Below are 11231 nucleotides of genomic sequence, written 5' to 3'. Positions count from 1 at the left end.
GTTATTTGAGATGGCCCAGCAATTTTTCGGCAACCGGGCTGAAAAAAGCCACGGCGAGCGCCGCCAGCCCGATGAGCACCTTGACCATGTTTTCCAGACGCGCCAAGCGCGCGTTGAGCTCCCCGCGCAACCGCTCCACGTCGGCCTTGGTCGCCACCTCGGCCAGCAAGGCCGACATCACGCGTTGATCCGAAGTCTGAAACGCTTCGATGACCGGTTTGGCGGCTTCCTCGCCGAGGGCTTTTTCGATAGCCTTGGATTGATCGAACAAAAGCGTCATGCTTTTCTCCTGCCGTACTTCATGGGGCGAGTCAAGAACGCCGCCGCATTCCAAAACCGTTTATAGGGACTGCCTCACGGCCTGCACAACACTCCCCGCTTGTCCAGCCGCCAGGCGTAGAAGACCACCGCGCCGAAAAGCACGACGCTCAGGCCCTGGGCGATGAGCCCCTTGGGAGAGATGACGGAAAAGGGGTCGGTCTTGTACCAGACCACGGCCGTGGAGAACATGTTGCAGGCAAACGCCAGGGCCAGCACGCTCACCGCCCGCTTGCGCAAGGCGAAAAGAAGCGTCACCCCGACCAGGGTGAGCCCGGCGTTCACGTAGCCGATCACCCGGTCCATGACCGTGAACTTGGCCAGGTAGGCCTGCTGCTCCGGGGCCATGGCCACGCCGCCGGCCGTGACGAAGAAAAGCCCCACGATCACCTGCACGGAACTGACGAGGTAGAAAAGAAAGATCACCCAGACCAGGATGGGCCGCCGCCGCGGGGTCGTTTCGTCGGTCATGTCCGCCTCCTGACCCGATCCTTACGAACCGGGCCGGCCCCCGTCAAACGTCGCGCCGCCCCGTCTCGACAAAAAGGGCGCTACCCCTTACACATTCCCGTGTGTCGGGGGACACAAGGGAGGCCAAATGGCGAAGATTCTGGTGATCGACGACGACACCCACATCCGCGAGGTGTGCAAGCTGGTCATCGAGGGCATGGGGCACGAGGTCGAGGCGCGCCCGAGCCTGACCAAGGGGCTCGAGGCCCTGGACAACGAAATCTACGATGTCGTCTACCTCGACGTGGACCTGCCCGACGGCAACGGCCTGCTGTCCATCCCCAGGATCACCGAACGCGACAAGGCCCCGGAAGTCATCATCTTCACCGGCGCGAGCTACCCCAACGGCGCGGAACTGGCCATCAAGAACGGCGCCTGGGACTACATCGAGAAGCCGGCCACGGCCGAGTCCATGACCCTGCCGCTCATTCGCGCCCTCCAGTACCGCAAGGAAAAATTCACCCACCGCCCGCCGACCGTGGCGCTTAAGCGCGAGGGCATCATCGGCAACAGCCAGCGCGTGGCCAGCTGCCTGGACCTCGTGGCTCAGGCAGCCAACGCCGACGCCAACACGCTGATTACCGGCGAGACCGGCACGGGCAAGGAGCTCTTCGCCCGGGCCATCCACGACAACAGCGACCGGGCCGAAGGGCCCTTCGTGGTGGTGGACTGCTCGAGCCTCACGGAAACGCTCATCGAGTCGGTGCTCTTCGGCCACGCCAAGGGGGCGTTCACCGGCGCGGAAAAAAAACAGGAAGGCCTCATCAAGCAGGCGGACAAGGGGACGCTTTTCCTCGACGAGGTGGGCGAGCTGCCCTTTTCCCAGCAGAAGGCGTTTTTGCGCGTGCTCCAGGAGCGCCGCTTCCGCCCGGTCGGCGCCAAGGAGGAGGAGACCAGCGACTTCCGCCTGGTCGCCGCCACGAACAAGGACCTCGAAGCCCTGGTGGCGTTGGGCGACTTCCGCAACGACCTGCTTTTCCGCCTGCGCACCATGCACATCCACATTCCGCCCCTGCGCGAGCGCGGCGAGGACATCCGCGAGCTGACCATCCACTACATGAACGCCTACTGCAAGAAGTACAAGGTGCCGCTCAAGGGCTTCTCGCCGGAGTTCCTGGACTGCCTCCAGGAGTACGACTGGCCGGGCAACGTGCGCGAACTGGTCAACCTTATGGAAAACATCATCGTGCGCGCCCAGTTCGAGCCCACCCTCTACCCCAAGCACCTGCCGCCCGAGGTGCGCATCCGCGTCATGAGCGGCAAGCGGCAGGACGCGACGAACGGCCTGGAACTCGAGCCGTCGCCCCAGGCCGAACCCGCCGCCGCTTCGGGGGAGATGGCGATCACGCCCTTCGACGCCTACAAGAAGGACACCGAGTACCGCTACTTCCGAAGCCTCATGCAGCAGACCGGCGGCGACATCCACAAGGCCTGCGAGATGTCCGAGCTCGGCAAGCAGAGCCTCTACCGCTACCTGCGCATCCACGGCATCCCGACCCGGACCTGAGCGTTCCGGTCGAAGGCCGCGCTTCTACCCCGCCACCGCCCCGAAGAAAAGAACCAGCAAGGCCAGGCACGCGGCGATGACCGCCAGGCCCAGCAGAGTCGCCCGGCGGCCGGCCGGGCCCGAGGCCGTAAGCCAGGTGGCGAAGGCGGCGCTTAAAAGCGGCATCACCCCCCATTGCAGGATGGCGATGCTCATGGCGTTGCCAAGGAGCATGGACACGGGCAGGCCCAGGGGCGCCAGAAGCGGCCCTGGGAAAAGCGTCAGGACCATCACCGTGGGGTAAAGCCCCAGGAGCACCACCAGGGCCATCTTCCAGCCCGCGGGCGCGGCCCGGTCCGGCGCGTCGCGAAGGCAGGCGAACCAGGGGCCGAAGCCCCGGGAAAAGGCCTCCAGCTCGAAATCGCCCACGTTCTCCCGAAGCTTCGCCACCCACTGCGCCCGCACCGGAGACGCCAGCCAGGCGTCGAGCTGCTCGGGCGCGTCGAAATGGATCACCGCGATCCACTGCTCGCCCTGTCCTGGCCCCGGCGGATAGACGTCCGCACCGCGATAGCCGGGAAAGGTCTCGGCCGCGGCCGAGACCCCGCGTTGCCAGGCCAGGAACCATTCCTCCCGCCCGGGAGGCACCCGTTGGGACGCCACGGCCGAAGCCCGGGCCACGCGCACTTCCATGTCGACCTCCTTTCGGCCCGCCGCCGGCCGCGCCCGGTCGAGTCCCGGTCGCGGCCGACGACGCATGCCGGGTCACGACGCGGCCTTGGCGTAGGCACGCTCGCCGGCGATCCAGGTCTCGTCCACGTTGCGGTCGTCGCCCGCGGCCATGACGCCGAAAAGCACCTGCGCCGCTTCCTCGATGGTGCGCGGCCCGGCCTCGCCTACGGCCAGGGATTGATGCCAGGCCATGGCCGCCTGTCCGGCGTTCCAGTCGAGGACCACGAAATCGGCCTCCTTGCCCGGCTGGAAATTGCCGAGGAGGTCGTCGAGGTAGAGGGAATGGGCTCCGCCGAGGGTGGCCAGGTAGAAGGCCCGGTAGGGCGAGAGCTTGTTGCGGTCGGCCTCGGCCAGGTCCTGGGCGCGCGGGTCCACGGAGCCATCGAGCATGGTGTTGTTGCACATGCCGACCTTGTAGGCCTCCTCCAGCACGCGCACGAGGCTGAACGCATTGCCGCCTCCCATGTCGCTGCCGACCGACAGCCGCACCGGATGCTCGGGATCCTTGGCCCGGCCCAGGCGGAAAAGCCCGCTGCCGAGGAAAAGGTTGGACAGCGGACAGAAGGATATGGCCGCGCCGGCCTTGGAAAACCGACGCATCTCATCGTTTGAGAGCCAGATGCCGTGCCCGGCCGTGAACTTCGGCCCGAGAAGTCCGTGCTCCTCGTGGACCTGGGTGTAGTCCGAGCACTCGGGGAAATGCTCCTTGGCCGTGCGGATTTCCGAGGGATTTTCCGAGATGTGGGTGTTGACCCAGCAGTCGGGGTGCTCCTCCTTGAGCCGGCGGCAGCGGTCCATCATCTCGCCGGTGCAGCCCACGGCGAAGCGGGGGGTGATGGCGTAGAGGTTGCGGCCCTTGCGGTGGTAGCGCTCGATGAGCCGCTTGGACTCGGTGTAGAAGTCGTCGGGACTGATCAGGAATTCCTTGGGCGCGAAACGGTCCACGCCGGTGAGGCCCGCGATGACCCGCATGTTGCGGCGCGTGGCCTCGTCGAAAAACTCCTCGGTCGACACCGGCGAGCTGGTGGTAAACGCCTGACAGGTGGTGGTGCCGCCGGCCAGAAGCGCGTCGAAGAACTTTCCCGCCGCTTCCTTGGCATAGGCGCGGTCGCTGTACTTGATCTCCTCGGGGAAGATCCACTTCTGCAGCCAGTCCAGCAACTGGTTGCCGTAGGCGCCGAGCACGCGCACCTGGGGGAAGTGGATGTGGCCGTCGATGAATCCCGGCAGAATGAGCCGGTCCTTGATGTGAGTGGTCTCGACGCCTTCATGGCGCGGGGCGACCTCGCCTGCGGGGCCGAAATCCACGATCTTTCCGTTTTCCACGACGAGAAGGCCGTCCGCAACGAAACGGGCCGCCTCCTGTTCCTTGTCGGCATGCTTCCAGGGATCGTCAAGCAGATCGAAGAACATGCCGCGTATGGCGTGCTTCCTGGCGCTTGGAGTTTCCATTGACGCTGTCTCCTGCAAGAATTTCTGAAAAAGGAGATCCGTCGATGCGCCGGCCCTCCGGGCAAGCCGGCTTGCGGGGCCCGAATCCTGCCCTCAGGATAAGGCCGCCCTGCCGTCGTGGCCAGAGATAAATTAGATATTTTTAGTCTGATATAAAAAAAGCGTCCGGCCAGGGGCGGACGCGACGCGCCGGCATGCCTGCCGGGAACAGGCGAAGAAGGTTCCGGAAAACCGGGCGATGCGGCGCACCGCCCGCGCACGGACCGCCCGTTCGCGGGCATGCCCCTCGCGCGACGTCCCGAAAGCGGACGCGGGGCTAGACGTATTCCCGGGGATTGAGGCCGAAGAGGCAGAAGACCTCGTAGGGGATGGTGTCCCACCACAGGGCCAGGTCGTCGGCGCTGACCGCGCCCGGGCCGTCGCCGCCGAGCAGGTGGATGGGGTCGCCCGGGGCGGGGTCGAGCCCCGAGACGTCCACGGCCGTGAGCTGCATGCACACCCGGCCGAGGATGGGCACGCGCCGGCCGGACAGGCACATGAAGCCCTTGTTGGAGAGCCCCCGACTGTAGGCGTCGGCGTAGCCGGCGGCCACGATGGCCACGCGCATGTCGCGCTCGGCGATGAATGTCCGGCCGTAGCTGATGGAGGCCCCGCGCGGCAGGTCGTGGACCGAGACGATGCGTGTCACGGTCTCCATGGCCGGCAAAAGCCCCTGGCCCAGGTGTTCCTGGTCCGTGCCGGCGAAGGGGTTGACGCCGTAGAGCGCGATGCCGGCCCGCCGGGCGTCGAAGCCGAAATCCCCGGCATGGGCCAGGATGCCGGCGCTGTTGCAAAGCGAGGCCTCGAAGGCGAGCCCGCCGTGGCGCAGCGCCTGGCAGATGCGGGCGAAGCGCCCGCCTTGCGTGCTCACGTAGTCGAAGGCCGTGGGATCGTCGGCCGTGGCCAGGTGGGAGCTGACCATGACCGGCTCGATGGACGGCAGGCCGGCAAGGCGGGCAAGCAGGCGCGGCACGTCGTCCTCGGCGAATCCCAGCCGGGCCATGCCCGTGTCGAACTTGAGCGCCACCCTGGCCTTTTTGCCGGCCTTGGCCGCGACCCCGGCCAGGCGGTCGAGCTGGCCGAAATCGTGGACAAAGGGCACGACGTCCTTTTCCAGAGCCAGGGCGTCGTCCTCGGGCAGGACGGGTCCCAGAAGCGAGATGATGGCCGCTCGCGACCCGGCGTCGCGCAGGGCCGCGCCCTCGGCCACGGAGCCGATGGCGAAGGCGTCGCAGCCGACCCCGTCCAGGGCGGCGGCCGTTTCCACCAGCCCGTGGCCGTAGGCGTCGGCCTTGACCACGGCCAGCACGTGGCCGCCCAAGCCCCGAAGGCGCTGGTAGTTGGCGACGATATGGGACAGGCGCACCCGGGTGCGCAGGTAGTTGTGCTCGATGGCCATGACGGGCCTCCTTTACGTGGGACAGGAAAGTCCCTACGCTTGTCGCTCCCGGTTTTCCAGCCGTTTGCGTCTTCTGGCCTCCGCACGGGAGTTGGCGTATGCTCCGGTCCATGACTCGCTCCGTCAAGCATCGCACCATCCGCGTCCTGCCCCCGGAACTGCAAAACCAGATCGCCGCCGGCGAGGTGGTCGAACGCCCGGCCAGCGTCCTCAAGGAGCTGGTGGAAAACAGCCTCGACGCAGGGGCGACGCGGGTCGAGGTGACCGTCGACGGCGGCGGCCGCACGCTTTTGGCCGTGGCCGACGACGGCTGGGGCATGACGCCCGAGGAGCTGCCGCTCGCCGTCACGCGCCACGCCACCAGCAAGATCGCCTCCATGGAGGAGCTTTCCGGCATCGAGAGCTTCGGGTTTCGCGGCGAGGCGCTGCCGAGCATCGCCTCGGTGTCCACCTGCACCATCACCTCGCGCCACGAGGCCTTCGACGAGGGGGCGTTTTTGCGCGTGGAAAGCGGACGCATCGCGGAGCGCGGCCCGGCGGCCATGCCGCGCGGCACGCGGGTGGAGGTGCGCGACCTCTTCGCCGCCGTGCCGGCCCGGCTCAAATTCCTCAAGTCCGAGGCCGTGGAGACCAAGCGGGCCACCGAGCTTTTCAGCCGCGCCGCCCTGGCCCGCCTGGACGTGGCCATGAAGCTGACCATCGGCGGCCGCACCGCCCTGCGCTTCCCGGCCGGCCAGAACCTGACCGCGCGCCTGGCCGGCATGTGGCCGCCGGCCGTCACGGACGAACTCTTCGAAATGGAGTACGCCCTGGGGCCCATCCGCGTCGGCGGCGTGCTCGGCAAGCCCCTCAAGGCCCAGGCCCGGGCCGACCGCATGCTTTTCTATGTCAACGGCCGGGCCGTGCTCGACCGGGTGCTGCTCTCGGCCGTGCGCGAGGCCTACAAGGGCCGGCTGCTGGCCCGGGAATACCCGCAGTGCGTCATTTTCCTGGAGGTGCCGGCCGAGGACGTGGACGTCAACGTCCATCCGGCCAAGACCGAGGTGCGGTTTCGCGACGAGCAGGCCGTGTTCGTGAACCTGCGCCGGGCCGTGGGCCAGGCGCTGGACAAGGCCCTGGTCCTGCGCACCGTGCCCGCGCCCGAGCCCTGGGTGAAAAAGGACGGCGAGCCGCCCAAATTCCCGGCCCGCCGCGATTTCCTGGACGAGCTCGTCCGCACCGACGCCCCTGCCCCCTCCCAGACCGTGCCCATGGGCGAGACGGTGCGGGAAGCGCCGGCCGCGCCGCCGGCCTATTCCCCGCGTCCGGACCGCGGCCCGGCCGCGCCCACGCCGGCCCGGGCCGCCGCCGACAACCGCCGCCAGGGCCAGCCCGCGCCGGTGCGCCACTTCGACCCGCCGGCCGTGGAACGCCGCGAGCGCGGCGAGGCCGCCCCTTCGGCCTCTTTCCGCGCCGCGCCCCCTTCGGCCACGCCCGACGAGCCGCCGCTTGCCGCCGCGCCCGAGCCCCTGCGCGCCCGCGCGCCAGAGGAGCTGGAGCCGGCCCTGCCGCCGGGGCTGCGCTACCTGGGCCAGTTCGCCGACACCTACCTCATCGTGGACCTCGGCCGCGAACTGGTGCTGGTGGACCAGCACGCCGCCCACGAGCGCGTCATCTTCGCCGCCATGGAGGCCTCGGGCTCGCGCGGCGACAGCCGGCCGGTGGGCATCCCGGTGGAGACGACGCTGCACCCCAGCGAGCAGGCCAAGCTGCGCGAGCTGCACAACGAACTGCGAGCCATCGGCTTCCTCCTGGAATCCCCCCGGCCCGGGGTGGTGGCCATCACCGGCGCGCCGCCGGGACTGTCCCTGGGCCAGGCCCGGGAATACCTGTCCGCCGCCCTGTCCGGACAGTCCAAGTCCTTGCAGGACCTCTGGATCCTCATGAGCTGCAAGACCGCCGTCAAGGCGGGAACACGCCTGGCCGACGACGAGGCCGTGGCCCTGCTCGCCCAGTGGGCGGGGACCCCGGACCGCGACTACTGCCCCCACGGCCGGCCGGTGGCCATGCGCTTCTCCATTCGCGAAATGGAAAAGATGTTCAAACGCAAGAAGTAGACGCCGCGCCGCCCGCGGCCCCGCCTTGCCAAACCGGCCAAAAATGTTCACAACCGGTGCCTGCGAAACGGCGCGCCGCGCCGTCGCATACCCATTTCACAAGGGCCTCCCCCCATTTTTCCCTTCGGGGGGGGCCGGGGGGAATCATTCCCCCCGGCGGGGTGCAGGGGCAGGGCCCCTGCCGGAGAGGTCCAGGAGAGGCAGTGCCTCTCCTGGCCGCCGGAGGCAAGGTGCAAGGAGCTGTCCATGCTTGCCATATTGGACTACAAGGCCGGCAATCAGACGAGCGTGCGCCGGGCGCTGGACCATCTCGGCATCCCCTGCCGGATCACCGCCGATCCGGCCGTCATCGCCGACGCGGCCGGCATCATCTTCCCGGGCGTGGGCGCGGCCGGCCAGGCCATGCACGAGCTGACCTCCACGGGCCTGGACAAGCTTCTCACCGGCCAGGTGGCCGCCGGCAAGCCGCTGCTCGGCATCTGCGTCGGCTGCCAGATACTCCTCGAATACAGCGCGGAAAACGACACCACCGCCCTTGGCGTCATTCCCGGCCAATGCGCCATGTTCTCCCCGGCGCTCACGGACGAGAACGGCGAGCCCATCCGCATCCCGCACATGGGCTGGAACCGCGTGGCGCTCAAAGCGCCCTGCGAACTCTTCGACGGCATCGACAAAGCCTCGGAATTCTATTTCGTCCACAGCTACTACCCGGTGCCCGCGCCGCAGTACGTCCTCGGCGTCACGGAATACGGCCTGCCGTTCTGCTCGCTTCACGGCCGCAAGGGATTGTGGGCGGTGCAGTTCCATCCGGAAAAAAGCGGCCGCCCGGGCCTGGCGCTTCTGGCCAACTTCGCCGCCTACTGCAAGGAGGCCCGGTAACCATGCTCTCCAAACGCGTCATTCCCTGCCTGGACGTTCGCGACGGCAAGCTCACCAAGGGCATCAAGTTCAAGGGCAACGTGGACATCGGCGACCCTGTGGAGACCGCCCGCCTCTACTACGAGGCCGGGGCCGACGAACTGGTCTTCTACGACATCACGGCCTCCAGCGAAGGCCGGGGCATCATGCTCGACGTGGTGGACAAGGTGGCGAGCCAGATCTTCATTCCCTTCTCCGTGGGCGGCGGCATCTCCACCGTGGAAGACATGCGCGCGGTGCTCCTGGCCGGCGCGGAAAAGATCTCGGTCAACTCCGCCGCCGTCAAAAACCCGGACATCATCAGCCAGGGCGCGGCCGCCTTCGGCTCCCAGTGCGTGGTGGTCGGCATGGACGTCAAGCAGGTGCCGGTCAGCGAAAAAATCCCCTCCGGCTACGAGATCGTCATCCACGGCGGGCGCAAGTCCATGGGCCTGGACGCCGTCGAATGGGCCAGGACCGTGGAGGCGCTGGGGGCGGGCGAGATCTGCTGCAACTCCATCGACGCCGACGGGGCCAAGACCGGCTATGAACTGACGCTCACGCGGCTTATCAGCGAAGCCGTCACCATCCCGGTCATCGCCTCGGGCGGCGCGGGCAACCCCGACCACATGGCCGCCGCCGTGACCATCGGCAAGGCCTCGGCGGCGCTCATCGCCTCCATCGTCCACTACGGCGAATACAGCATCAAGGACTGCAAGGACCGCATGGCCGCGCGCGGCGTGAAGGTGCGGGAAGTTTGGTGATGTAGGGGAAAGAGGAAGAATGCCTCCGGCGGCCAGGAGGGGCCTCGGGCCCCTCCTGGACCACCCCGAAAAGGGGTAATGAAAAATCCCGGCGCGAGTCGGGATTTTTTTGTTGGCAGGCGGGAGGGAAGGATATATTTAGGAGCCGAAATATATGGAGGCAAAATGTTTGAGCTGCGCGATCTGCCGAGCCGGGAAGCCCTGGAGAAGCTCCGCGAACGCTATGAAAACCTCGACGTGACGGCCGTGGACGCCTTCCTGCGGCTGCTGCGCACAGGCGAGGACGCCGCGGCGTCCATGGAGCGACACATGGCCGCGCACGGCCTGTCCCTGCGCCGCTTTTCCGTGCTGATCCTGCTGGCCCGCAACCCGGACGGCCTCTCCCCATCGCAGCTCGCCGCCGGCACGGGCGTCTCCTGCGCCACCATGACCGGCGTCCTCGACACCCTCGAGCGCGACGGCTGCGTGGTGCGCGAACACGCGGCCACCGACCGCCGCGCCGTGACCGTGCGGCCCGCGCCCGAAGGCATGGCGCGCCTGGACGCCGTGCTGCCCGGCCACTACGACCGCGTGGCCACGGTCATGGCCGCGCTTTCGCCGCAGGAGCGCGAGACCCTGACGGCGCTGCTCGGCAAAGTGTCCCAGGGCCTGTCCCGCCTGTCCTGAAGGCAGGATGCGCGCGGCAACGCGCCAGGCGGATTGGAGTCAATTATTTAGGGTACTAAATTTACGGAACCACAGGAGAGGCACGGCATGGAAGCACTGCGATTCGACTTCACGGGAAAGACGGTGGTGGTCACGGGCGGCAGCGACGGCATCGGCCTGGGCCTGTCCCGGGCGTTTGCGGCCTGCGGCGCGCATGTCGTCATCACCGGCCGGGACAGGGACAAGCTCGAAAGGGCCAGGGAAAGCCTGGGGGAGGCCTCGACCGGCATCGCCGCCGACCTGTCCAGGGAAGGCGCGGCCGAAACCCTGGCGGCGGCGCTCCTCGCCCTGGGGCGCGGCCTGGACGTCCTGGTCAACAACGCCGGCATCGGCCTCTTCGATCCCATCGCCGAGGTCACCGAGGAAAGCTACGCCACGCACATGACCCTCAACCTCCGCACGCCTTTTTTCCTGTCCCGGGCGGTTCTCCCGGCCCTGACGGAAAAAAGGGGGGCGATCATCAACATCTCTTCCTATTTCGCGGACAGGATGCTGCCCGGCCGGCTCTCGGCCCTCTACTCCATGACCAAGGGAGGGATCGACTCCTTCACCAAGGCCCTGGCCTTCGAACTCGGCCCGGTCGGCGTGCGCGTCAACGCCATCGCGCCGGGCACCGTGGAGACGCCGCAAGTGCGCCGCAACCTGGAGCGCCTGACCCCGGAAGGGCGTGAACGGTTCCAGGACATGATCCGCACCATCTATCCGCTGGGGCGCATCGGCCGGCCGGAGGACGTCGCGCCCATGGCCGTCTTCCTGGCCTCGCCGGCGGCGGGCTGGATCACGGGACAGGTCTTCCACGTGGACGGCGGCCTGACGACGAACTGACCATGCCG

At 67.9% G+C, this 11231-nt stretch carries 11 protein-coding genes; 6 read left to right on the top strand and 5 right to left on the bottom strand.

Going from position 1 to position 11231, the window contains the following annotated elements:
• Position 1: 1 nt before the first annotated feature.
• The gene (locus tag Q1K70_RS03125; RefSeq protein WP_300155618.1) at positions 2 to 280 is read right to left on the bottom strand and encodes a hypothetical protein; all 279 of its coding nucleotides are present in this window, start codon (positions 278 to 280) and stop codon (positions 2 to 4) included.
• Between the two features lie 74 nt (positions 281 to 354).
• Entirely contained in the window at positions 355 to 789 is a 435-nt protein-coding gene (locus tag Q1K70_RS03120) for a hypothetical protein (RefSeq protein ID WP_300155615.1), read from the bottom strand.
• A gap of 127 nt (positions 790 to 916) precedes the next feature.
• Between Q1K70_RS03120 and Q1K70_RS03115 the strand changes: the two genes are divergently transcribed.
• On the top strand, positions 917 to 2335 hold the full coding sequence (locus tag Q1K70_RS03115) for a sigma-54 dependent transcriptional regulator (protein ID WP_300155612.1): 1419 nt from the start codon (positions 917 to 919) through the stop codon (positions 2333 to 2335).
• A gap of 24 nt (positions 2336 to 2359) precedes the next feature.
• Here the strand turns inward: Q1K70_RS03115 and Q1K70_RS03110 are convergent, their stop codons facing one another.
• From Q1K70_RS03110 to alr, 3 genes are all read right to left on the bottom strand, one after another.
• Positions 2360 to 3007: a hypothetical protein gene (locus tag Q1K70_RS03110; RefSeq protein WP_300155609.1), complete on the bottom strand. Its 648-nt coding sequence runs from the start codon at positions 3005 to 3007 to the stop codon at positions 2360 to 2362.
• Positions 3008 to 3079: 72 nt separating this feature from the next.
• Positions 3080 to 4498: a guanine deaminase gene (guaD, locus tag Q1K70_RS03105; RefSeq protein WP_300155606.1), complete on the bottom strand. Its 1419-nt coding sequence runs from the start codon at positions 4496 to 4498 to the stop codon at positions 3080 to 3082.
• 316 nt (positions 4499 to 4814) lie between these two features.
• The gene (gene alr / locus Q1K70_RS03100) at positions 4815 to 5936 is read right to left on the bottom strand and encodes an alanine racemase (RefSeq protein ID WP_300155603.1); all 1122 of its coding nucleotides are present in this window, start codon (positions 5934 to 5936) and stop codon (positions 4815 to 4817) included.
• A 110-nt stretch (positions 5937 to 6046) separates the two neighbouring features.
• Between alr and mutL the strand changes: the two genes are divergently transcribed.
• The 5 genes from mutL (at position 6047) to Q1K70_RS03075 (ending at position 11223) form a co-directional block, all read left to right on the top strand.
• Positions 6047 to 8032, top strand: coding sequence for a DNA mismatch repair endonuclease MutL (gene mutL / locus Q1K70_RS03095; protein WP_300155722.1), 1986 nt, complete (start codon positions 6047 to 6049; stop codon positions 8030 to 8032).
• 246 nt (positions 8033 to 8278) lie between these two features.
• Positions 8279 to 8911, top strand: a complete 633-nt coding sequence (hisH, locus tag Q1K70_RS03090) for an imidazole glycerol phosphate synthase subunit HisH (protein ID WP_300155601.1) — start codon at positions 8279 to 8281, stop codon at positions 8909 to 8911.
• Positions 8912 to 8913: 2 nt separating this feature from the next.
• Positions 8914 to 9693 carry an imidazole glycerol phosphate synthase subunit HisF gene (gene hisF / locus Q1K70_RS03085; protein ID WP_300155599.1) on the top strand — a complete coding sequence of 260 codons (780 nt, stop codon included), beginning with the start codon at positions 8914 to 8916 and terminating at the stop codon, positions 9691 to 9693.
• Between the two features lie 165 nt (positions 9694 to 9858).
• Positions 9859 to 10359, top strand: coding sequence for a MarR family transcriptional regulator (locus Q1K70_RS03080; protein WP_300155596.1), 501 nt, complete (start codon positions 9859 to 9861; stop codon positions 10357 to 10359).
• A gap of 87 nt (positions 10360 to 10446) precedes the next feature.
• A complete protein-coding gene (locus tag Q1K70_RS03075) occupies positions 10447 to 11223 on the top strand; it encodes an SDR family oxidoreductase (protein WP_300155593.1) in 777 nt (258 codons plus the stop codon).
• Positions 11224 to 11231: the final 8 nt, after the last annotated feature.

This window comes from Solidesulfovibrio sp. (assembly GCF_029978005.1).
In the GTDB taxonomy this organism is placed as follows: Bacteria; Desulfobacterota; Desulfovibrionia; order Desulfovibrionales; family Desulfovibrionaceae; genus Solidesulfovibrio.
This window is presented reverse-complemented; position numbering and strand designations above follow the sequence as displayed.

Bases quoted from the DNA above. Each gene is read 5' to 3' on its own strand.
- Q1K70_RS03120 (WP_300155615.1), bottom strand. From the start codon at position 789: ATGACCGACGAAACGACCCCGCGGCGGCGGCCCATCCTGGTCTGGGTG.
- alr (WP_300155603.1), bottom strand. From the start codon at position 5,936: ATGGCCATCGAGCACAACTACCTGCGCACCCGGGTGCGCCTGTCCCAT.
- hisF (WP_300155599.1), top strand. From the start codon at position 8,914: ATGCTCTCCAAACGCGTCATTCCCTGCCTGGACGTTCGCGACGGCAAG.
- Q1K70_RS03075 (WP_300155593.1), top strand. From the start codon at position 10,447: ATGGAAGCACTGCGATTCGACTTCACGGGAAAGACGGTGGTGGTCACG.
- mutL (WP_300155722.1), top strand. From the start codon at position 6,047: ATGACTCGCTCCGTCAAGCATCGCACCATCCGCGTCCTGCCCCCGGAA.
- Q1K70_RS03080 (WP_300155596.1), top strand. From the start codon at position 9,859: ATGTTTGAGCTGCGCGATCTGCCGAGCCGGGAAGCCCTGGAGAAGCTC.
- guaD (WP_300155606.1), bottom strand. From the start codon at position 4,498: ATGGAAACTCCAAGCGCCAGGAAGCACGCCATACGCGGCATGTTCTTC.
- Q1K70_RS03115 (WP_300155612.1), top strand. From the start codon at position 917: ATGGCGAAGATTCTGGTGATCGACGACGACACCCACATCCGCGAGGTG.
- Q1K70_RS03110 (WP_300155609.1), bottom strand. From the start codon at position 3,007: ATGGAAGTGCGCGTGGCCCGGGCTTCGGCCGTGGCGTCCCAACGGGTG.
- hisH (WP_300155601.1), top strand. From the start codon at position 8,279: ATGCTTGCCATATTGGACTACAAGGCCGGCAATCAGACGAGCGTGCGC.
- Q1K70_RS03125 (WP_300155618.1), bottom strand. From the start codon at position 280: ATGACGCTTTTGTTCGATCAATCCAAGGCTATCGAAAAAGCCCTCGGC.